This window comes from Allocoprobacillus halotolerans, from assembly GCF_024399475.1.
In the GTDB taxonomy this organism is placed as follows: domain Bacteria; phylum Bacillota_I; class Bacilli_A; order Erysipelotrichales; family Coprobacillaceae; genus Allocoprobacillus; species Allocoprobacillus halotolerans.
This window is the reverse complement of the sequence record NZ_CP101620.1, coordinates 2,016,560-2,039,776: the sequence shown is the minus strand read 5'-3', so window position 1 is coordinate 2,039,776 and position 23,217 is coordinate 2,016,560. Positions and strand designations below refer to the sequence as shown.

Sequence of the window (23,217 nt, the reverse complement as noted above, 5' to 3'; positions counted from 1 at the left end):
CTTTCAACATATTACATGACTCCTAAAACAATTCCAATAATTCCACAAATAAATCCTAAAAACCAGAATGAAATAACAACTTGTTGTTCAGTCCATCCAAGCATTTCAAAATGATGATGAATCGGTGCCATCTTAAACACACGTTTTCCTCTTGTTTTAAAAGACACAACTTGAATAATGACAGATAATGTTTCTACCAAGAAAACCCCGCCAATTAAAATAAATAATAATTCTTGACGTGTTAAAACCGCTAAAGCTGCTAATAATCCACCTAAGGCCAGCGATCCTGTATCACCCATAAAAATACGTGCTGGATGATAATTAAAGCACATAAATCCAAGCAATGTTCCAATAACCGCCATTGCATAAATTGCAATTTCATAATTTTTATTCATAATCGCAAAAATAACAAATACAGAAATAGCAATCATTGATAAACCAGTTGCTAAACCATCTAAACCATCTGTTAAATTAACTGCATTACTGCCAGCTGTAAACATAAAATAAACCAGAATTGGATAAAGCCATCCAATATCCACTTCCATATGTAATAAAGGAATAGAAATTGCTGTATCAAACTGTGGTATAAAAATCTTTGCTAAAACATAAAAAGCAATTGCGACAACAGACTGTAAAGCATATTTATATAAAGGCTTTAATCCTTCATTTGTTTTTCTTACAACAATTAAATAATCATCAATGAATCCTACCAAACCAAAACCTAAAAATGCAAATGTTAATAAATGAATATAAGGATTATTGAATGAAGTAAAATTTAAAATATACACAACAACAATCGCACATAAAATAAAAACTGTTCCCCCATCGTTGGTGTTCCACCTTTTGCTTTATGCGACTGTAAACCCTCTTCTCTTTCTACTTGCCCAAATTTTAGTTTTTTTAAATAACTTATCGCTTTAGGCATCACTGCTAAAACAAGAATAAATCCCACTAAAAAATTCAAAACAATTTTTAAAAAGACCATATTAAACATAATAAGACTCCTTTACCTCTTTTATCTTTTTACAATATATCATATTTTTTACACAATAACAACAATCAAAAAAGCTCATCTTTATTGAATAATTACCATTATTTATCGACATAATATTTTTTTATTATTTTCTTTATCTTCAATTCATTTTCTATATAATGTTGACTAGGAGTGAGAAGAAAATGAAAAAAGCATTTAGTAATGAATTATATGTAGAATTACAATCTAAACACATTCAAGAAAGAATTGCCCAATTTGACAATAAACTTTATTTGGAATTTGGAGGAAAACTTTTTGATGATACCCATGCCTCTCGTGTTTTACCTGGTTTTGAACCTGATAGTAAACTGAAAATGTTATTGACTTTAAAAGATAAAGTTGAAGTCATTATTGCTGTATGTGCTAAAGATTTAGAAAGACACAAGATGAGAAGAGATTTAGGAATCTCTTATGATGATGAAGTCTTAAGATTAATTAATGAATATGAACATGTAGGATTATATGTTGGAAGTGTTACAATCACGCAATATCAACATCAAAATTCTGCTGATACTTTTAAAACAAAATTAGAAAAACGTGGTATCAAAGTCTTTATGCAATATCCTATTGAAGGATATCCTCATAATGTTGACCACATTATTTCACCTGAAGGATTTGGAAAGAATGATTATATTATCACAACGAAACCATTAGTTGTTGTTACAGCTCCTGGTCCTGGTTCAGGAAAAATGGCCACTTGTTTATCACAGTTATATCATGAGCATTTACATGGTATTCGTGCTGGTTATGCGAAATTTGAAACTTTTCCTATTTGGAATTTACCATTAAAGCATCCTGTTAACTTGGCTTATGAGGCTGCAACTATTGATTTAAATGATGTCAATATGATTGATCCATTTCATCTTGAAAAATATGGTGAAACAACTGTCAATTATAATCGTGATATTGAAATTTTTCCTGTCTTGAATACAATGTTCAAAAAGATTTTTGGTGAATCACCTTATGCTTCTCCAACAGATATGGGAGTCAATATGGCAGGTTACGCAATTATTGATAATGAAGCTGCAAAAGATGCAAGCTGCCGTGAAATTGTACGCCGTTACTACCATGCACAAGTTGATTATTTAATGGGAAAAATCAATGATCAATCTTTAGAAAAAATGCAAATGCTTTTATCTCAAGCTGGTGTTGACGCTAAAAATCGTAAATGTGCCATTGTTGCCAGAGAAGTTGCGAAAACACGTCAAGGTCCTGTTTGTGCGATTGAATTAAATGATGGTCATTTAATCAGTGGTAAAACATCATCATTATTACGTGCATCTAGTGCAGCTATGTTAAATGCGCTAAAATATTTAGCAGGTATTGAACAAGATATTGAATTGATTTCACCAACAATGTTACATTCTATTCTTTCACTAAAAAATGATTATTTAAATATGAAAACCCCATTATTAGATATTGATGAAGTCTTACTAACACTAACAATTGCTTCTGCACATGATCAAAATGCTAAAAAATGTCTTGAAGCTCTAACATTATTAAAAGATTGCGAAATTCATTCAACAGTTATTTTAAGCAATAAAGATAATGAAACATTAAGAAAATTAAAAATGAACTTAACTTGTGATCCTAAGCATGCCAGTGCTTAGGATTTTCTTTATAAAAAAGAAACCTGCTATTGAGGTTTCTGATTTGTCATATATAAATATTCTTCAGCAACACTTTGATATAATTGAACAAAACGATAATGAACATTGTGTTGTGTTAAAACAGCTTTATAAGGAATAAATGGAATTCCTTTCATACGAAACATTTGTAATAATAAATCAAGTTGTTCATCATTGTTTAAGGCAAAGAATACAAAAGGGTCTTCCATCTTCATGGATGGTGTTGCTCCTTCTTGAAAAGAATAACCATCCATTTGAAGTAAATATCCCATTGTCTGATTGACATCTTCTCTTGCTATTTCACTAACAGAAATATTTAAATCTTTTCCAATCATTTCTATTTTTGTCTTTATATCCTGTGGTAAACAATAAACCAAAATCGTATCTTTCATTATAAAATCCTTTCTTTTATTGTTGTAAATCTCCTAATTGTGTTTCTATTTTTTCATTAGCCATGAATTGATCAATATACTCACTTGCCTGTTGTATTGATAACTCATGAGGAATAATAACAGATGCATTCATCCCTAATGAATAACAAGGCATAGAAGCACTATCACCAGTAATCTGATAAGACTGAATATCCCATTGAGGCATATCGGCCAATTGCATTTGAACCAAAGCATTCATTTCCTCGCTTGACATATTTGTTTCAATACTTTGACTCACTGTATCTAAAACATCAGAAAAAGATGTTAAAATCGCTGGTGAACACATTTTTTTCACAATGGCAGAAATCATACGTTGTTGATTTCTTCCTCTTGCAAAATCTCCATCTAAAAATGATTTTCTTTCTCTTACAAAGGCTAACGCCTGTTTTGCATTCAAATGATTTTCTCCTTTTTGAATATGATACCCACCTATCTTCGTTGTAAACTCATCAGCTGAATTAACAGTAATATCGCCTAAAGCATCAACAATATCCATAAAAGAAGTAAAATTCATACGAACATAATAATTAATATCTTGATGAATAATATCCGTTAAAGTATCAATACTTTCTTGTAAACCATACATACCTGTATGTGTAAATTTATCATATTGTCCATTACGATGAAGTGGATAATACGTATCTCGTGGAATACTAATTAACAAAATCTGCTTTGTTACAGGATTAATTCCGACTAACATATTAACATCACTACGTGATACTGCCGTTAAATCGCCATATTCATCATTTCCACTCATATAAATAAGAAATGGCTTTTGTGTTACATCAACATTTTTAGCATTGACAGCTGCTTCATCACGCTTCACTTGATAAATAACACGTGTTTCCTGACTAAAGTTTTCTTTTTCCTGTTCCACAAGACTTCTAAAAGCTTCATCTAAAATAATCGCATCCACATCTTTTTGATAAAGCTTAGTAACTAACTGATGAAAATCTGAAGAATCTTCTAAAGAAATCTTTCCTACTTCTTTTTCAATCTGTGCAATTGTATAATCCATAGTCGATTCATCAACATAAGAAACATGTGAAAGCAAATGTTTAGGTAATTGATGTTCATTTTTTATCGTTGAATCTTTTAAAACAACGACAGAAATAGCACGTGTCTGAAATTGTTCATCAGCTAATAAATCAACAACCTGTCCAGTTTTATAAATATAAAATGAACCTACTGCCATGAAACAACTCAATAAAAGACTTAACAATTGTGTTAATAATGAGCGTTTGCTTCCTTTTTCTTATAAAAAATTAAGAAATACTCTCCAACCATAAATACGAGTAAAACAACAACAGCACTTATGAAATATTTCATAGGCACAAATTGAATAAAATACATTGTTGCTAGTAAAACAATAGACATTAAAAATTGAATACTATATACAATACGACGTAAATATTTATTATCTATTTTTTGCATAATGCCACATCCTTTTTGTTAGCGTATCATATTTCGACATCTTTCGCAATGAATTATTATATCATTGTCATTTGCATTTATCATAAAAATCATGTAAAATAATCACCTACATAAAGAAAAGGGTGATAAAATGAACGTCAATACAATTTTAAATTATGTAGATTTACGTGGCGATCTTTTAGCCAATCAATTTCCATACAATGAAATTGATGCATTAATTTTTAGTGAACTCGCCTATGTTTATTTAGATGATCTTATCAATCATTTAGATTATCCAACTTTACAAGAAGTCTATGATCAATATCACCAAAGAAATCAAACGCTTTCTGTTGAAGAACTTTCAAAAATTCAAATTCCAAGTCATGAACTCTTTGAAAAGATGGCACAAAGTCCTCGTTATCAAAACATTCAAATTCTTGCTTATGTCAATGATGTCAATAAAGAACTGGTCAAACAATTTGCTGCAATGGCTTTATTATTAGAAGATGGTCGTATTGTGATTACATATCGTGGAACAGATGATTCTTTGATAGGCTGGCATGAAGATTTTTTAATGCTTTGTGAAAAAACTGTTCCTGCCCAAGAATCTTCGGTTCGCTTTTTAGAACATGTTGCGCAACTACCACTTTCTTTTTCACTCATTCAAGATTTAAAAAATCCTTTTTTATCTTCTTCTATATGGCAACGTTTCAAAAAACATTTTGAATACAAGCAGCACCGTCCCCTATGGCTTGTGGGTCATTCTAAAGGTGGAAATCTCGCTATTTTTGCTGGATGTTTTTGTCATCAAACCATCCAAAATCGCATTCAACAGATTGATAATTTTGATGGTCCAGGCTTTCAAGACGAGATTTTACAATCAACCGCCTATCAAACAATGCTCCCACGTATACACAGCTATATTCCACATTATTCTTTCTTTGGTATCGTTTTAGGTCATGAAGAAAATTATACCGTTGTCCAAAGTCAAGAAGTTGGTATGATGCAACACAATGCATTTTCATGGCAAATCAATGCCCAGCATTTTGAACAGGATGAACTTTCTTATGAAAGTGTTCAATTTGCGATTAAAGTCATTCTTTTTTAGAAAAACTAAGCCATGAAGAAAAACATCAATTTGTGGAAGCTATGTTTTCATTATTTGATAGTTTAAATATATATAATTTTTCTGATTTATCACATATTTCTTATAAACATATTATGACTGCCATTAAAGAAATTACTTTATTAAAACCTAAAACACGTAATATGTTATTAGAAGTTTTACATATGCTTTGGTTAGAAGCGAAGAAAATCAAGAAAGGGCAATAAGCTGCCCTTTTTTCATTACAAATCATCTTCAATTGCAGTTGCTTTAGCATAAGCTGTTGACTTTGCTTCAAAGAAATCTGTTTTAATCAAATTCGCCTGACTGTATTGATGAACCCATTGCATCGTTTCTGGTTCTTGATCATATCCTTCAAAAAGAGGTTCAAAATTTAATGATGTCGCACGTAAATTACCTAAATAATGAATATAATCACTAATCATAGAAAGCGTAAGTCCTTCAATTCGATCCCCTAATACATATTGTGCCCAAGCAATTTCCTCTGTTACACCACGTTTAAGCATATCACGATAAACTTCTATTTTGTCTTTATCAAAAAGTTGTGGCTCTTCTTTTTGTAATTCAATAATCATATTTCTAAATAACCATAGATGTGTATTTTCATCACGATTAATATAACGAATTTCTTGTGCTGATCCCGGCATTTTTCCCATACGACCCAAATTATAAAAAAACATAAAACCACTATAAAAATAAATACCTTCCAATATATAGTTTGCCATGATTGTTTTCATCAATGTAAAAGCATCAGATTGCTGAATAAATGCATTATACTGTTCACCAATAAACTGATTACGTTTTAATAAATGCTTATCATATTTCCATTGATAAAGAATTTCATCTCGTTTAGCTGGAGAACAAATCGTATCTAACATATAACTATAGCTTTGTGAATGAACAGCTTCTTGAAATGCTTGGATGGTTAAACAAAGATTAATTTCATTAGCTGTTATATATTCACCAATATGGGGTAAATTTGCTGTTTGTAAGGAATCTAAAAAAACAAGAAAAGAAAGAATTTTATCATAGGCCTGTCTTTCTTCTTCTTTTAATAAACGATAATCTTTGATATCTTGTGAAAGATTAATTTCTTCTGGAATCCAGAAATTATTCATAGCCTGTCGATACCAGTCATGAACCCATTGATATTTCATATGATTAAAATCATTTAAATTGGTTGTATTCCCATTAATCATACGACGTTTTCTAACATCTATATCACCTTTTTCATTAAATAATGCTTTTGTTTTTAATTCCATATATCCTCCTTTATGCACTGCACGATTCGCACTCTTCAACCTCTAAAGATTGACTTCTCACATAATAAAGTGTCTTCACATGACATTCACTAGCCAAAATATAGAGATCCAATAACTTTCTAAAAGTAAATTCTTGAGTCATATAAATATTGACGGATTGCGATTGGTCAAGATGACGTTGACGTATTCCTGCAGCTTGAATAACCCAGCTTTGATCTATATAATGAGCATTTTTATAAAGCCAAAAAGTTTGAGGATTTAAATCCGGTGCAACACGTCGCATCATCGTTCCTTTCTTTTCTTCAATAAAAAACTTTTTCATGATAGGATCAATGGACGCTGTTGTTCCTGCTATAATAGATGTTGATGATGTTGGTGCAATCGCCATTAAATAACCATTGCGTAAACCATATTGATGAATTTGTTTCTGTAATTCTTGCCATTTTGTAGATTGATAATGACGTTTTTGAAAATAATCACCTGTATCATAATCACTTTTTGAAAAATAAGCATAACTTCCTTTTTCTTTGGCTAAAGCACAAGATGCTTTTAAAGCATAATAATTGATTTTTTCATATAATTGATCAACAAATTGTAAATGTTGTTCACTTTCAAAAGGAATTCCTTGTTGGCATAACAAATGATGATAACCACTTGTTCCTAAACCAACAGCACGATACTTTTGATTGGTTATTTTCGCATAAGGTAAAGGATAATAATTTAAATCTATAACATTATCTAAAGCACGTATTGTTGTTTGAATAATGTGTTGAAGTTCATTTTCGTCATCAACCTGAATTCTTCCTAGTGTTAATGAAGCTAAATTACAGACTACAAAATCCCCAGGTTTTGTTTTTTCTACGACAATGCTTTCATGATCAATTTCTATGACTTCTTGGCCCAAAAAGTCATAGCTCGCATATTTTGAGCAATTTCACTACATAGATTACTACAATAAATCATACCCTGATGATGATTAGGATTCATTTCATTCACTTCATCACGATTAAAGGCAAATGGTGTTCCTGTTTCCACAAGTGAACGAATAATCAATCTCACAACTTCTTTAACACTCATGACTCTTTTAGAGATACGTTCATCCTCAATACATTCTTGATAGCGTCGTTGCCACTCATCCCCATAACTATCTTCCAAATGATAGCCTTTGACTTCATAAATTTCATGAGGACACATCATATACCATGGTGCATCAAGGTTTTCCTTAGCAAGTTTCCAAAATAAACGAGGATAACAAACGGCTGGAAAAATATCATGTGCTTTCATACGATCATCACCATTATTTGTTCTAATTTGTAAAAATTCTGGTAAATCTTTATGCCATACATCCAAATAAACCGCTGCTGCACCTTGGCGCACACCTAACTGATCAACCGCAACGGCAGTATCATTAACGAGTTTGAGCCAACGTATGACACCACCTGCTGCCCCTTTATATCCACGAATAGAACTTCCATTGGCACGGACTTTACCAAAATATAATCCCATACCACCACCATACTTAGAAACCTGTGCAAAATTATCTAAACTTTGATAAATACCTTGCAAAGAATCATCCACAACATCTATAAAACATGAACTCATTTGATGAAATGGTTTTCTGGCATTAGCCATGGTTGGTGTTGCCATCGTAACTTTTAAAGTACTGAAAATATCATAAAACTGTTTTGCCCAAAACACACGTTGTTTTTCTTTCATTGCCAGATGCATTGCCATTCCCATAAACATTTCTTGTGGCGTTTCTAACACCTGATGAGAATAATCGTGAATTAAATAACGTTTGTATAATAAATCAAGTCCACTATAATTAAATAATTCATCACGTTCATTTTGTAAATAATTTTCCAATACCTCAATATCTTGTAAAGTATAATGTTCTAAAATATAGCTGCCATAATATCCTTCCTGTGTTAAATATTTTATTTTCTGATAAAAAGAAGAAATTTGTCGTAATTTCATCTGTTTTGCCACTTGTTGATGAATATCATAAGCTAAAAATCTTGCTGCTATCATTTCCCATTGTGGTTCTTCAACACTGATCATTTCTAAACTCACTTGAATCAAAGCTGTCAAAGCATCATGTTCTGTCATGGAAACATGATAAAAATGATGCCACCTTTGATATAAACGTTGTAAATAATCATTGTTTTGACAAAAGTCCTGATTAACTTTATTCAAAACACAAGCAAATTTTTGATGATGAAAGACTTTTAAAAAAGCATCTATCATTTCTTTATTTGTATTCATTTATTTCACATCCTTGAATGCATTCTATCATATCAAAAATTCATTTGACCACTGATATGCCCATAAAAATTTGAACATCATATCATTAGCATTTTCTTTAAAATTATGCTAAGATAGTAGCCTATTGGAGGTCAATATGATACATATATTAGAACATTCTTTACATGATTTAATCCCAATGGTTCCTTTTTTATTTTTCACATATTTATTAATGGAATACATTGAACATAAAAATAATCAAAGATTTCAAACCTTTCTTGCATCAGCACAAAGACTTGGTCCTTTGATTGGTAGTTTTTTAGGTATTATTCCACAATGTGGATTTTCTGTCATTGCCAGTGGCTTATATATGAATCAAAGTATTAGTTTAGGAACATTATTATCAGTTTTTATTGCGACAAGTGATGACGCTATTCCTATTTTGATTGCTCAACCACAACAATCACAAACATTATTCTTGATTATTCTTTTAAAAATAATTGTAGCGATAAGTGTTGGATATCTTGTGGATGCTTTAATCCAATCGCATCATCTTCATCAAAACCATAGTTTACATGATATCCATGAACATTGTCAGGAAGAAGAACATGGTCATGGAATTGTCTATCTAGCTTTGTTGCATACCTTAAAAATCTTTATCTTTATTTTCATTGTTAATTTTGCTTTAACATGGCTCATGGAGGAAATTGGTACACAGACTCTTAACTATATTTTTGTTCATGGTTCATTATTACAACCTATTTTGGGTGCTATCACTGGCTTTATTCCAAACTGTGCTGCCAGCGTCATTCTTTCTCAACTTTATCTTGATGGTGTTTTAAGTTTTGGAACTTTATTTGCTGGATTAATGACAAGTGCTGGTTTAGGATTACTTGTATTGTTACGTATGTATGATAATAAAAAAGATATTTTAAGAATCATGTTTATTATGTTTATCAGTGCTTCACTAATGGGTATTCTTTTACAAATCTTTTAAAAAAACGCAAAATGCTATAAGAAAACTTTATTCTTCATAGCACTATGCGTTTTTATTTTTTATAATTTTTAACATCCTCTAATAAAAATTCATGATGTTTTGGTTGTTTTCTTTGAAACTCCTGAAAATGTTCACGACTGACAGCTTCTACTTCTAAAGCTAGTTCTCTTGATGACATACGACGTGCCCCTCTTCCAATCACAATGGATTGTTCCAATGCATCAGAAGTCGCAACAACGACACGATATTCACTTGCTAACTGATGTGTCACACGCTCGATGTACATATCTGCTGTCTGTGCTTCTTTAGTATAAACAACATAAACATTATGTAATCGTTCTTGATGCCCTGGATTTTGTTTAACTTTATAGGCATCAAAAACAATAATCATAAGACATTGTTTATATCCTTGATAATTACCTAAAATATCAATCAAGCGATCACGAGCAACAGCCAAATTCTCGTGGGCGATTTCTTTTAATGTCGACCAAGAATGAATCACATTATATCCATCAATCAAAAGGCATTCTGGTTTCACTTGAACTTGCATAGATTCCTGTTTAGGTTGAGGACGATAATAATCATCTGCCAAGCGACGTTTGACTAGCCCATAGGTGCGTTGAAAAATAGCATCCAGTTCTTCATCTTCATTTTGATAAGATTTCATTTCTTGAGATATATTTTCACGTTTTTTATGTTTGTTATATTGATAGGGAATATGCATATATTTTTCTACATCCTGCCATTTCACATAGAATCCTGCACCATGTTGACAAAATACAGAACCGGTAGGATATTCTTGATCAACTTCACTATCATAGTGTTTTTGTAGAATCACTTCTTCTTGATTATGACAAGGGAAATAGCCTTTTAATGAACAAGACATATAGCCTTTACCTTTTGTCAATGCAATAATTTCTTGTTGATAATCTTGTAAACAAGAAACTGGTCCTTCACCATATAGATTCACCATGCCTTGTTTGTCTTCCATCGTCACTTTTGTATGCCTTTTTTCCATATCATAAAGCACACGACTCAAGGATTCTTGAGGAATACGCATCTGAATATCATAATAGGGTTCTAATAGAATAGATTCTCCACGTTTTAAACCATGACGTATCGCACGATAAGTCGCTTCACGAAAATCTCCACCCTCCGTATGTTTTTGATGGGCTTTTCCTGTTAATAAGGTTATTTTCATATCAGTAATTGGTGCACCTGTCAAAACACCACGATGCTCAATTTCTTGAAAATGAGTCACAATTAAACGCTGATAATTGAGTGGTAATATATCTGTTGAACATTGACTTTCATATACCAAACCACTGCCGCTTTCTAGTGGTTCTAATAAAACATGGACTTCAGCATAATGACGCAGTGGTTCAAAATGTCCGACTCCCTCAACTGGTTTTGCTAAAGTTTCCTTATATAAAATCTCACCATGATCAAAATGCACTTCTTCTTGAAATCTTTCACGAATGATATTTTGTAAGATTTCAATTTGAATTTCACCCATCAATTGAACATAAATATCCTGAGTTTCAGGCATATAGGAAATTTGTAAAGTTGGATCTTCTTGAGCTAACATTTGTAATTTTTTCAACATTTGATGCTGATCACATTGAGGAGATAAAACAATCCGATAATTCATATATGGAATCATAACCGGTTTGATTGATGTTTGATTCATTAAAGACATTCCTGGTAAAAAATTTTTTAATCCTTTTAAAGCCACAACATCACCTGCTTTAGCACTTGACACCAAAGTATATTTCAAACCATTATAAAAACGAATCTGATCCACTTTTTCATCACCAATCATATCTTTGACATGCAATGCACCACCAGTTAATTTAACATGCGTCAAACGACTTCCTTGTTCATGAGTCACTTTAAAGACAAAACCATCTAAATCTTGTGGATATGTAGACTCTATAGTATATGTGTCTAAGGTATCAAGAAAAGTTTCTATCCCTTGATTTTTTAAAGCTGAGCCAAAAAACACTGGAAAAAGCTGTCGTTGTTGGATTGCTATTTGAATATGTTCTAAAGAAATCTTTTGTGTTTCCATATACTCTTCTAACAATGCATCATCAACCAAAGCCAAGTTTTCATAAAGCTGACTGATAGGTAAAGTAAAATCGAAACAATGATCATTATATTTTTGTGTTAAATTGAAAAGAAGTTCATCTTGATGATAAGTTGTCTGATCCATTTTATTGACAAAGATAAAAGTAGGAATATGATAATGCCCAAGTAAATGCCAAATTGTTTCACTATGAGCTTGTACACCATCCATGCCATTAATCACAATAATCGCATAATCAAGAACTTGTAATGTCCTTTCCATTTCAGCCGAAAAATCAGCATGACCCGGTGTATCCATTAAAATAAACTGTGTATTTTTCCATTGAAAATAAGCTTGTTTAGAAAAAATCGTAATACCACGTGAACGTTCTTGCCTATCATAATCTAAAAAAGTATCTTGATGATCAACACGCCCGAATTGTCGAATCTGTCCTGAATGATACAATATACTCTCACAAAGTGTTGTTTTTCCCGCATCAACATGAGCTAATATACCAATAACAATTTTCTTCATATGGACCTCCTATCTTGAAAAAATATTATACACTATTTTTTTATCAAATACATCTTTTCATGTGTTAAAAATATGATAAAATAGGGATGAAAGAAGGGATATTATGTTTTTAAGACTTCATGTGATTATTTCAAGTGAAGATGCAAAAGATGAAAAATTGATTAAAGATTTACTGTATCAAATCAAACCAGATTTATCTATTTCTCCAGCTAGAGAATATGCTGGAATGAAAGATCATAGTGAATTTTATGCGACAGGAGATATAACACCTGAACAGGTACAACCTTTATTAGATCAATTAAATAACGATTGGGATGGTGAACCAGATGATTGCATTTGTTATGGTTTTAATACCAAAATGTTTCATGAACTTGTGTATTATCTAGGATTTACTTTATTTGAATAAAAAAGTTTTAGGTTCGCCTAAAACTTTTTTATTATAAAAGAATTTCACCATTGCTTTCTATAATTTCCTTATAACGATAATATGAATTTTTAATATGACGTTCTAATGTACCATGTCCATCATTAAAACGATCAACATAGACAAAACCATAGCGCTTCTTCATTTCTCCCGTTCCAGCCGAAACAATATCAATAGGTCCCCAATAAAGATATCCCATCACTTCAACACCATCCTGAATGGCTTCATGAACATATTTCAAATGATCTTCTACATAAGTCATTCTAAAAGCATCATCAATTTGTCCATTTTCATCAATATTTTCATCTAAGCCAATCCCATTTTCAACAATAAATAAAGGTAAATGATAACGATCATATAAAACATTCAAGACATAACGGATTCCTTTAGAATCAATAGGCCAGCACCAAGGTTCTGGGGAACATCCTTCAAGATAAGGATTTTCTTTTCCCAAAATACCACCTGTATCTCCTGACATCACACTTTCTTTATCATATGTTGATGAACGATAATAACTCAATGAGAAAAAGTCTACAGTATATTCTTTTATCAATTCAAGTTCTTGTTTGTCCATGACTGGTTGAAAATCATGTTCTTTCCAAACACGTTTAACATAACCAGGAATTTCACCAAAACAAAAAGCATCAGCAAAATAGAAATTTGACATTCTGACTGTATCATAAGCACCCCAGACATTATCCGGATCACAATTATATGGATAGGTTGCGACTGAAGAAGATGTCATCATGCATCCTACCTTGGCTTGAGGATCAATTTCACGACAAAGTTTTACAGTCCATGCATTCGCTACACAAATATGATAATAAGCCTGCCATTTATCTTCAAAAGTTGTTGAACCAATAGGATCATCAGGATTTTCAGGATTTAATGTTAAAACACCACCAGCAACTAATGGATTTCTTAATAAATTATTAACTTCGTTAAAAGTCAACCAATATTTGACTTTCCCCTTATAACGATTAAAAACAGTCGTCACATATCGTTTCCAATCATCAATTAAACGATGATGACTCCAACCACCATATTCTGTTACTAAATGTAAAGGTGTTTCATAATGACTTAATGTAATCACTGGCTCCATATGTAATTCAATCATTTTATCAATTAAACGATCATAAAACTCTAATCCTTTTTCATTAGGTTCTGTTTCATCTCCATTAGGAAAAATTCTTCCCCAAGCAATAGATGTTCTAAAACAATTGAATCCCATTCCTGCCATTAATTCTAAATCTTCTTCATAACGATGATAAAAATCAATGGCCTCATGACTTAAATAAGCTTTATGTGGATCAAGACACATTTCATATTTTTTGTTTCTTGATTCCATTTTAAACCTGGTTCTTTAGACATAATTCCAACCATAATATCAGTGACATTAGGAGCTTTTCCATCTTCTAGCCACGCTCCTTCACATTGGTTAGCAGCAATAGCTCCTCCCCATAAGAAATTTTTAGGAAAACTCATTTTCTCTACCTCCTTAACTATTATCTATTGTACTCTTTTTTCATTAGGATGAAAATAATTTCATAAAAAGAAAATACCGAATCATTTCGGTACTTTACATAGATAATATTTCTACACCTGTTTCAGTGACAAGGATAGTGTGTTCCCATTGAGCTGATAATGAACCATCATCCGTAAAAGCTGACCAACCATTTGGTCCTATATGAACATAACGTTTTCCAGCATTAATCATCGGTTCGATAGTGATAACCATGCCCGGAACAAGCAACGTTGTTGGATAATGAGGATCATAATGTAAAACATAGGGATCTTCATGCATGGATAAACCTACACCATGTCCACAAAATTCTCTTACAACAGAAAAACCATGTTGATGGGCATGTGTTTCAATGGCCTTACCAATATCGCTAATCGTACTTTTAAATGGACGCACAGCTTCTATTCCTTTGTATAAACATTCTCTTGTTACAGCGACAAGTTTTCTCGCTTCTTCACTCACTTCACCGATCATAAACATACGCGATGCATCTGCATAATATCCCTTATAACAAGATGTTGCATCCACATTGATAATATCTCCTGATTTTAAAATCACATCCTCACTAGGAATCCCATGACAAACTTCATCATTGACTGAAGTACATATACTTTTGGGATAACCTTGATAATGAAGATCAGCAGAAGTCGCATCATGCGCCTTTAAATACTCTACTGTCATATCATCTATTTGTAAAGTTGACATTCCTGCACAAATATGACTTTCTATATAATCTAATAAACCATTATTAATCAATGCGGCCTGTTTAATGCCTTCAATCTGTTTCTCATTTTTAATCATCGCATGACTAGGAATCACATATCCCTGTTTTTTGAAATAACGTAATCTTTTATCAAATTTTTCATGACATTTTTTATATTTTTTATGACTCCCACACCAACATTCATCATGACTTAATTTTTTCATATAATCCTTCTTTCTTTTAGTTAAATATTGCTAACTTATAGTTTAAACTTCTTTTTCATAGTTGTAAATAAATTCGTATAAAAAAATAAAAAATCAGAATTATCTGATTTTTTAAAGGTTGCCTAATGTGTGTTAAGAGATTGATTTTGACAACATGAGATAGTGAGAATCTGTATTCTCTTGATTAAAGGCTATTGTAAAATAGAACTGACAAAAGATGATTAACAATAGCCATATTTATTCTAACAAAACTAGATTTTATATAAAGCGATTTTTTATAAATTTTATATTAAGATTATGTAAATATCTAAGATTCATTACTTATTGTTTATTTCAAATTATTTCTATAAAAATAAGAAAACATTTAAGGAAAATAGCTAAAAAATAGCAAGTTTTCATAAACTTTAGTCTACTTCACGTGTTATGTTTAAGCAAATAAAAACCGAAAAGCACTGATATAAACAATGTTTTTCGGTATTTGTTTACTGGTCTCCCCGCACGGGATCGAACCGTGGACCCTCTGATTAAGAGTCAGATGCTCTGCCAGCTGAGCTACGGAGAGATGATTAACGAATATATAATACACTAAACTTCATTAAAAATCAAGATATTTAAATGGAATATTTATATAATATTTGATATAATGTTACACATAAAGGTGGTGAGATGATGTATAAGCAATCTATTGAAAATATTCAATTGGTGATTATTCCATTGGATGGTACTATTTTTGATTTAAATAGATATAGATATAATTACACACACCATTTTTGTGAAAGTCATAAACTTCAATATTCCCTTGATGATTTCTATCATCATCTTTCAAATATGTATGATATGTATCATAACACTCCTATCCAACAAGTCATGAGCGAAGGACTCTTTAATGCGAAAATAGAAAGAGAAATGTTGCAATATTTAACATATAAAGGATTGAAACCTAAAGAAGGATTCTTGGAGCTGGTTGAATATCTTCATCAAAAAAATATTCCTGTGGCAATTATCTCAACCCATCGTAGTAAAGATGCCAAAAAATATTTATCAATGGCGAATATCGTGCGTAAAGTTGACTATATTATTGGAAGTGACATGATTAGTATGCCTCTTCCAAGTACTGAAATACTTGAAAATGTTATAGAACATTTTCAAATAAAACCTGAAAACACTTTAGTTATTTCTTCATTTGAAGCTTTAAATAAAGCTAGCAATCGATTACATATGAATGTTATTTTCTGTGAGGATTTAAAGTCAGCGGGTACATATGAAAAAGAAACATCTTATCAGACTTGTCATAATTTTTTTGAAGTTTTTAATACTTTGTTGTTTGACCGATATAATGAAATAGATATGTATTCAGCGCTTTTAGGAATGAATAAACATATGTCTAAAAAAGAATTAGATCAAGTCAAAGATAAATGGGAGAATGATTATCCTGATGATTCTCAATTAAATCAGATTGTTCATCAAACTTATGCTTATCATTTATCACATTTAAATGAACCTGTTGTTAAAGATGGAAGTGTTTATATGCAAAAAACACATCCTCGAAAAACTTTTCATTTTGATGATGAGGAAGTTGAACAAGAGCCTGAAATTTCTATTCAAACACAAGAAACAACTAGCAATGAAAAGCCTGATGAACCTATGAAAACCAAAACTTTTTCTGCTTTAAATGCTCAAGAAGAAGAGGAATTAACAGCTCTATTATCACAGATTAATTATAAGAAAAAATCACCTCCTGTTATTGAAACAGAAGATGAGGAATTCACTAATTTAAGTGAAGATGAAGAAGAATGGGATGAAGAATCATCTTTTTCATGGCTTGATATTATTTTTAATTTGATTTATATTATAGCAACTTCTTTTTTAATCATTTTTATAGGTATTATTGTTTATATTGCCTTTATTCCACAATTTGAAAACCAAGAACATATTTTCCATATTCTCACTTTGATTTTTCAAGGTTATTATGCTATGGTTGAATCTTGTTTTAGAGTCTTTTTCAATAGTTTACATACATTAATTCCTATGATTCCAGATTATCAGAATTATCTAATCCATAATCAAATGTTTTCTTTAGATGGTGTTCAACTCTTTAACATCTTTATCTTCCAAATTATTCTTATTAGCTTTATTAAAATCATCATTTATATCTTAAGGAGAGATTCTGACAATGAAAACCATACTTCATAATATCCATCGCCTTGATCTTCGTTTATCATTTTATATGACCCATTTATACCAGCATTCTATTTTAAATAATACCATGAAATTTATTAGTTCTTGTGGAAATTTTGGTATTATATGGTTGATTGTAACGGGCATCTCTTTTTTGAATCCTGCTATGCGTTCCATGGCTATTCATATATTAATGGCTCTAATAGCCTCTGCACTGATAGGGCAAATCACAATCAAATCACTGATTCAAAGAAAACGTCCTTGTCATCTTTATCCAGATATCCAATTACTTATCCCAACACCTCATGACACTTCATTTCCTTCCAGTCATACAACTTCAGCTTTTGCTTGTAGTACAGTTCTTTTTCTCTTCTTTCCTACTTTAGGTATTTTTGCTTATCTCTTTGCTTTTTTAACTGGTCTTTCAAGAATTTATTTATTTGTTCATTTTTTAAGTGATGTTATTTGTGGAATGATTTTAGGTATCAGTATTGGTATCATTATTTATTGTATTTAGAAACCTTGCTGGTTTCTTTTTTTAGATATAATAAAAGGCTTTTGATATAATTCAAAAACCTTATCTTCTAAAGTAAAACAATGCACATAGAAATGATATTATTCATCATATGAGATAATATAGGGACATAAATATTATTATTCTTTTCATATAAATAACTTAATACAAATCCCATAAAACAATAAGAGAAAATCTGTACCCACTCAGACATATCTCCAGTCAATACAGCTGCCATAATATGAATAAATCCAAATATAAATGACGAAATGAAATGGGCTATTTGAGGATTCCATTCATAAATCCAACCAAAAACAATACCTCTAAATAACATTTCTTCTACAATTGGTGCTAAAACACACGATACAAAAATCATTAAAATAGGATAAGATGCTGTGATAGATTCAATCAGTTCTTGATTCTCACTTGATTGATTTCCACCTAATGCCAGTGTTAATAATCCTCCAATAATTTGACAAGCATAAATCAGTAAAACACCTATAACACAGCCTTGAAGTAAATTATTCTTAATATTTTTCTTAAAGTCCTTCCATTGTGCTATCATACTATCTTTAAGTAGCCATCCTGCTAAAAGCAGCAAAATAAGATCAAAAACAAGATTTAGATAAGCATTAATCTGGTTATAATCATATTCAAAATGAAATTGTATAATCAAGAATTTAAACAAAGCACTTAAAATCAGTGAACCACAATAAACATAAAGAGGTAAAATAACAAGAATAAACATCCATTTGGCTTGTGAAGGAACCCTTCTACTAAAATTTTTATTAAACATGTTGTTCATCTCCATCATATGACTGATTTTGTTCATAACGATAATATGCTAATTCTTCAAAGAAAATAGCTCTAGATAACTGATAACGTGGCATATAAGTATAAACACTGATGACACCTGCGATAATAGCTGCTATAAGTGAACCTAAAACAGGCAAGAAAGCTAAAAATCCTCCTATGAAACTTTGAACCAAGATAATCAATACCATCCATCCTAAAAATGAAAGATTCAATTTAATGAAATCTAAAATATGACCTTTCATCAAACGGAATGATTCTTTAATCGCATTTAAGTTTGTCATATGATATCTTTCTAATAAATATGGAACTGCAAACATATATGAAGATATGACAAAAACAATAACAATTAACAACAAGTAAAATAGCATAAAAGTTGCTAAAATTGAAACAGGTAAATTTGTTAAATAAGAAACAATCTGTGTATAATCATTCAAAAGAACAGCTTCACTAGGTAATCCTGCAGTAGAACCTATAATGATACCTAAAAAAACTGTTAAAATAAACATCGCAACCATTCCTAATACAATTGTAACGATATTTGTTAATAAATATGTAGAAAACAATTCTTTAAAACGTTTGAATCCTACAAAAGCATCATCATCTGCTAACATCTGTGATTGATTTCTAACCATCTTTAGTGAACTTATAACATAACCATGAGCCACTGCTATAAAAGCAATGCTGATTATAAGATAAAGCAAGCGAGATAAAATATCTTCTCCTATATCAAATAAATTAGGTATTAACTCAAGTAAGACAAGCATTAAGAGAATACGCATATATTGAGCTCTATTGAGATTTTGAATTTGCCCGGCTCTTGCTTTTATTTTTTGTATATTCATTTTATCACTCCTCGTATTTCTAACATTATAGCATATCTGCTATTTAATGTCTAAACTTGTTTTAATAGCCTGATTAACCTTTTCCATGAATGATTCTGATAATATGCCTAAACGTTCATCTATTCTTTTTTTATCAATAGTACGAATTTGTTCTAAAAGAATGACTGATTTTTTCTCTAAAAAAGGTGTTTCAATAATAACATGTGTTGGTAAATCATTTTTGGTCATTCTTGAAGAAATGGGTGCCACGATAACAGTTGTAGAATATTTATTTCCTTTATTGTTTTGCAGTATCAAAACTGGTCTATATCCACCTTGCTCACTGCCTATTACTGGTGATAAATCTGCATAATATATTTCTCCCCTATTCATAATGTCCTCCTGTCATACAAATAGTATATGAAGAATTGCAAAAAATAGAACACAATGAATAATTATCTGTATATAAAAAAGACTTCGAAAAGTCTTTATTCATGTAAGTCGTTTTTAATACGTGTTGTTGATATTTCTGGTGTTCTTGGCAGATAAATAACTTCAACGCCTTGATCTTGTAAATAATCAAACTGTCCTTGCCAGTCATCTCCCATCACAAAAACATCAATATGATATTGTTGACAATCTTCTTTTTCTGATCCCAATTTTCTTCTGGAATAACTAAATCAACATACCTCATCGCTTCTAATAAAGATTTTCTTTCAGCATAACTAAAATAACAATCTTTATATTTTTGGAGTTTGACAAATTCATCTGTTGATAAAGCAACGATTAAATAATCTCCTAAAGCTTTCGCACGTCTTAATAAATTGATATGTCCATAATGCAAAAGATCAAATGTTCCATATGTAATCACTCTTTTCATTTTTACACCTCTTTTATTTTTCATTTCCATATTTTCATGAACAAGTTCCAAAATAGAAAATGGAATTTCAGATTTACTTCTACGTTGGAACAATCTTTGTACTGAAACTTTTGGATTCAATCCAAATTTAACAACATCATAAACTGCTCGAATAATAGGTAATTCCACATGATAGCGAACACTTAAAAGTTCAGCTGCATCTAAAGCATTAATCCCTTCTACAACCATCCCAACTTTTTGTATGGCTTCACTCACTTCATATCCCTGTCCAATAAATGTTCCACATTGATTATTACGACTATTTTTGCTGGTACAAGTAACAACCAAATCACCTAATCCTGCCAAGCCATAAAACGTGTGAATCGAACAACCCATGGCAATTCCTAAACGTGAAATCTCATGAATACCTCTTGTCACTAATGCTGCAATAGCATTATCACCATAACCCAAGCCATGTGAAATTCCGGCTGCCAATGCGATAATATTTTTCATAGAGCCACAAACTTCTACACCTTTAATATCTTGATTCGTATAAACACGCATATAAGGCGTTGTAAAAATATCTTGTACTCTTTTGGCGATATTTTCATTAGTTGAAGCCGATACAATTGTGGATGGTAACCCTATTGAAACTTCCTCAGCATGAGTTGGTCCTGATAAAGCAACAATATGTCCATACTCAAACTCCATTTGACTAGATATTTCAGAGTATATAATTTCTGACATTGTCATCAATGTCTTAGCTTCCATTCCTTTAGCGACATCTACAATAATGTGTTCTTTTTTCAAATAAGGTACAATTTTTTGAGTTGTTTGTCTTACAAATACAGAAGGAACAGCCATAACAATGACCTCAACATCATCCAATGTTTGAGATAAATCTAAAGAAAGTTCAATACTTTCAAAAATATGAACATCTTTCAATTTAGGATGTTTGTGATATTTTTGAATATATTCAATTTCTTCTGGAATTGCTGACCATGCTTTCACTTGGTGATTTTCACTTAACATATTTGCGAGAGCTATACCCCAAGTGCCTGTCCCAATGATTGCTACTTTACTCATTTTCATCATTCTCCATTCCACATAATTTTTCTACCAATTGTTTAACACGTAATGTACTTTTACCATCTTGAATATCAAAAAATCGATTTTTCATTGTTTTTAATATATGTGTATCTTGCCAGTTTGATTGAATGGCTTGAACAGCCTCTTTTTCACTATAACAAACTGGATACCCCAATTCTCTAATATCTACAAAAACACCTAAATCCTTTGAATATTGTTCTAAATCTGGGACATAGAAAAGAATTGGTTTTTCTAAAATCATAAAATCAAAAACAATAGACGAATAATCAGAAATCAAATAATCACTGATACAAAACAATTCATGAGTATCTTCATGATTCATATTGATAATTGAATCTCCATCCCCTAACATATAATTTCCCATTAAAGGATGAAATTTATAGATAAGGACATAGTCATGACCTAAACAATCCATTATTTTTTTGGCATCAAATTCAATAGCAGAAAAACCTTTATATATGTTTCCCCTAAATGTTGGTGCATATAAAATAACTTTCTTATTTTTCAAAGATGGATATTTGTGATACAATTCAAGCTTTTTCTTTTCTATCCATTCTTGGTCGAATAATTCATCTGTTCTTGGTAATCCAATAGGTAAAACATGATTAGCATCAACAGAAAAAGCTTGGTGATAAGGCTCTTTCCAAAATAATGACGTTGCTAAAACATAATCATAGTTACGAATTGGGTATTGTCTTTCAATGACATTTCCAAACTTTTTAATAGCACCACAGGCATGCCATACTTGAATGACTTGAACGCCTTCTCTTTTAAAGTGTGAAACAACATAGTTATTGTCATGTAAAAAGATAATTCTTGAAGTATAAACATAATATAATTGTTTCATACAATTTATAAAATATAAAAACTGTCCCCATAAATTCTTATGATAATGAATCAAACATAAACGTATATCATAATCTTCTTGAGGTAATTGTTGATAAATTTTTAAAAAGTCAGATACCAGGTGATCTGCTTCTAAAGAAATGAATGTTATTCTATTATTTTTTATCTTAAAAAAGAAATAAAAAAAGCTTCGATTTTTAAAACAATATTTAATATGATTTTCTGTAATCCCATATTCAATCTCCTATAACTTTATATCTATTTTAACATCTTTTGAATGATTAAAAAAGAACTTATTATGAATTCACATGATTTCCTATGACTCTTCTTAAAACATATGCTAAATAAAATAAACAATTCATATAAAATATCATAGCTACACTAGAAAATAAAAAGACAAGAAAAGTATAATTTCTTATCTCTTTAGTATATATTGGCTGATTATCAATTAAATTTTACATGAA

Annotated in this window: 21 protein-coding genes, 1 tRNA gene and 2 pseudogenes; 7 read left to right on the top strand and 17 right to left on the bottom strand. The window is 30.9% G+C overall.

The annotated features are described in order from the left end of the window. Positions 1-11 precede the first annotated feature (11 nt). Positions 12-994: pseudogene (mraY, locus tag NMU03_RS11960) on the bottom strand (phospho-N-acetylmuramoyl-pentapeptide-transferase). Between the two features lie 182 nt (positions 995-1,176). Here mraY and NMU03_RS11955 point away from each other — a divergent pair. Further along, complete coding sequence (locus tag NMU03_RS11955; RefSeq protein WP_290138621.1) at positions 1,177-2,643, top strand: DUF1846 domain-containing protein; 1,467 nt, start codon at positions 1,177-1,179, stop codon at positions 2,641-2,643. Positions 2,644-2,669: 26 nt separating this feature from the next. Here the strand turns inward: NMU03_RS11955 and NMU03_RS11950 are convergent, their stop codons facing one another. The 3 genes from NMU03_RS11950 to NMU03_RS11940 are packed head-to-tail and all read right to left on the bottom strand — an operon-like array spanning position 2,670 to position 4,526. Further along, entirely contained in the window at positions 2,670-3,053 is a 384-nt protein-coding gene (locus NMU03_RS11950) for a DUF3783 domain-containing protein (protein WP_290138619.1), read from the bottom strand. Between the two features lie 16 nt (positions 3,054-3,069). Further along, a complete protein-coding gene (locus NMU03_RS11945; RefSeq protein ID WP_290138617.1) occupies positions 3,070-4,287 on the bottom strand; it encodes an LCP family protein in 1,218 nt (405 codons plus the stop codon). A gap of 32 nt (positions 4,288-4,319) precedes the next feature. Continuing rightward, positions 4,320-4,526 (bottom strand): hypothetical protein, encoded by a 207-nt coding sequence (locus NMU03_RS11940; RefSeq protein WP_290138616.1) that lies wholly within the window; start codon positions 4,524-4,526, stop codon positions 4,320-4,322. Between the two features lie 130 nt (positions 4,527-4,656). On the opposite strand from NMU03_RS11940, the gene NMU03_RS11935 reads away from it, so the two are divergent. Beyond that, the gene (locus NMU03_RS11935) at positions 4,657-5,613 is read left to right on the top strand and encodes an Mbeg1-like protein (RefSeq protein ID WP_290138614.1); all 957 of its coding nucleotides are present in this window, start codon (positions 4,657-4,659) and stop codon (positions 5,611-5,613) included. Positions 5,614-5,654: 41 nt separating this feature from the next. After that, complete coding sequence (locus NMU03_RS11930) at positions 5,655-5,837, top strand: hypothetical protein (RefSeq protein ID WP_290138612.1); 183 nt, start codon at positions 5,655-5,657, stop codon at positions 5,835-5,837. Between the two features lie 15 nt (positions 5,838-5,852). Here NMU03_RS11930 and NMU03_RS11925 read toward each other — a convergent pair whose 3' ends face one another. Both NMU03_RS11925 and NMU03_RS11920 read right to left on the bottom strand, forming a co-directional pair. Further along, positions 5,853-6,893: a ribonucleotide-diphosphate reductase subunit beta gene (locus tag NMU03_RS11925; protein WP_290138611.1), complete on the bottom strand. Its 1,041-nt coding sequence runs from the start codon at positions 6,891-6,893 to the stop codon at positions 5,853-5,855. Positions 6,894-6,903: 10 nt separating this feature from the next. Further along, positions 6,904-9,140 (bottom strand): annotated as a pseudogene (locus NMU03_RS11920) (ribonucleoside-diphosphate reductase subunit alpha); the annotation flags it as partial. Between the two features lie 154 nt (positions 9,141-9,294). Between NMU03_RS11920 and NMU03_RS11915 the strand changes: the two are divergent. Then, complete coding sequence (locus NMU03_RS11915; protein ID WP_290138609.1) at positions 9,295-10,134, top strand: putative manganese transporter; 840 nt, start codon at positions 9,295-9,297, stop codon at positions 10,132-10,134. Between the two features lie 52 nt (positions 10,135-10,186). Here the strand turns inward: NMU03_RS11915 and NMU03_RS11910 are convergent, their stop codons facing one another. Continuing rightward, positions 10,187-12,736 carry a translation factor GTPase family protein gene (locus NMU03_RS11910; RefSeq protein WP_290138607.1) on the bottom strand — a complete coding sequence of 850 codons (2,550 nt, stop codon included), beginning with the start codon at positions 12,734-12,736 and terminating at the stop codon, positions 10,187-10,189. 103 nt (positions 12,737-12,839) lie between these two features. Between NMU03_RS11910 and NMU03_RS11905 the strand changes: the two genes are divergently transcribed. Further along, positions 12,840-13,142: a hypothetical protein gene (locus tag NMU03_RS11905; protein WP_290138606.1), complete on the top strand. Its 303-nt coding sequence runs from the start codon at positions 12,840-12,842 to the stop codon at positions 13,140-13,142. Positions 13,143-13,173: 31 nt separating this feature from the next. On the opposite strand, the gene NMU03_RS11900 is transcribed toward NMU03_RS11905, so the two are convergent. From NMU03_RS11900 to NMU03_RS11885, 4 genes are all read right to left on the bottom strand, one after another. Then, positions 13,174-14,508, bottom strand: coding sequence for a glycoside hydrolase family 1 protein (locus NMU03_RS11900; RefSeq protein WP_435372906.1), 1,335 nt, complete (start codon positions 14,506-14,508; stop codon positions 13,174-13,176). Continuing rightward, the gene (locus NMU03_RS11895; RefSeq protein WP_290138605.1) at positions 14,451-14,645 is read right to left on the bottom strand and encodes a family 1 glycosylhydrolase; all 195 of its coding nucleotides are present in this window, start codon (positions 14,643-14,645) and stop codon (positions 14,451-14,453) included. Before NMU03_RS11895 ends, NMU03_RS11900 begins: the two co-directional genes overlap by 58 nt. 94 nt (positions 14,646-14,739) lie before the next feature. Continuing rightward, complete coding sequence (map, locus tag NMU03_RS11890) at positions 14,740-15,609, bottom strand: type I methionyl aminopeptidase (protein WP_290138604.1); 870 nt, start codon at positions 15,607-15,609, stop codon at positions 14,740-14,742. A gap of 486 nt (positions 15,610-16,095) precedes the next feature. Next, positions 16,096-16,171, bottom strand: a tRNA-Lys gene (locus NMU03_RS11885). 107 nt (positions 16,172-16,278) lie between these two features. Here NMU03_RS11885 and NMU03_RS11880 point away from each other — a divergent pair. Beyond that, positions 16,279-17,802 (top strand): HAD hydrolase-like protein, encoded by a 1,524-nt coding sequence (locus NMU03_RS11880; RefSeq protein ID WP_290138602.1) that lies wholly within the window; start codon positions 16,279-16,281, stop codon positions 17,800-17,802. Then, entirely contained in the window at positions 17,783-18,304 is a 522-nt protein-coding gene (locus NMU03_RS11875) for a phosphatase PAP2 family protein (protein ID WP_290138600.1), read from the top strand. The genes NMU03_RS11880 and NMU03_RS11875 overlap by 20 nt, the downstream gene beginning before the upstream one ends. A 67-nt stretch (positions 18,305-18,371) precedes the next feature. Here the strand turns inward: NMU03_RS11875 and NMU03_RS11870 are convergent, their stop codons facing one another. The 6 genes from NMU03_RS11870 to NMU03_RS11845 all read right to left on the bottom strand — a co-directional run bounded on the left by NMU03_RS11870 (position 18,372) and on the right by NMU03_RS11845 (position 22,874). After that, on the bottom strand, positions 18,372-19,097 hold the full coding sequence (locus NMU03_RS11870) for a CPBP family intramembrane glutamic endopeptidase (RefSeq protein WP_290138598.1): 726 nt from the start codon (positions 19,095-19,097) through the stop codon (positions 18,372-18,374). Beyond that, positions 19,090-19,959 carry a DUF975 family protein gene (locus tag NMU03_RS11865; RefSeq protein ID WP_290138596.1) on the bottom strand — a complete coding sequence of 290 codons (870 nt, stop codon included), beginning with the start codon at positions 19,957-19,959 and terminating at the stop codon, positions 19,090-19,092. The genes NMU03_RS11870 and NMU03_RS11865 overlap by 8 nt, the downstream gene beginning before the upstream one ends. A gap of 39 nt (positions 19,960-19,998) precedes the next feature. Then, positions 19,999-20,331: a type II toxin-antitoxin system PemK/MazF family toxin gene (locus NMU03_RS11860; protein ID WP_435372905.1), complete on the bottom strand. Its 333-nt coding sequence runs from the start codon at positions 20,329-20,331 to the stop codon at positions 19,999-20,001. 95 nt (positions 20,332-20,426) lie between these two features. Then, on the bottom strand, positions 20,427-20,597 hold the full coding sequence (locus NMU03_RS18085; protein WP_435372904.1) for a hypothetical protein: 171 nt from the start codon (positions 20,595-20,597) through the stop codon (positions 20,427-20,429). Next, on the bottom strand, positions 20,546-21,883 hold the full coding sequence (locus NMU03_RS11850; RefSeq protein WP_435372903.1) for an NAD(P)H-dependent glycerol-3-phosphate dehydrogenase: 1,338 nt from the start codon (positions 21,881-21,883) through the stop codon (positions 20,546-20,548). The genes NMU03_RS18085 and NMU03_RS11850 overlap by 52 nt, the downstream gene beginning before the upstream one ends. Then, positions 21,876-22,874 carry a CDP-glycerol glycerophosphotransferase family protein gene (locus NMU03_RS11845; protein ID WP_290142335.1) on the bottom strand — a complete coding sequence of 333 codons (999 nt, stop codon included), beginning with the start codon at positions 22,872-22,874 and terminating at the stop codon, positions 21,876-21,878. Before NMU03_RS11845 ends, NMU03_RS11850 begins: the two co-directional genes overlap by 8 nt. Between the last annotated feature and the right edge of the window lie 343 nt (positions 22,875-23,217).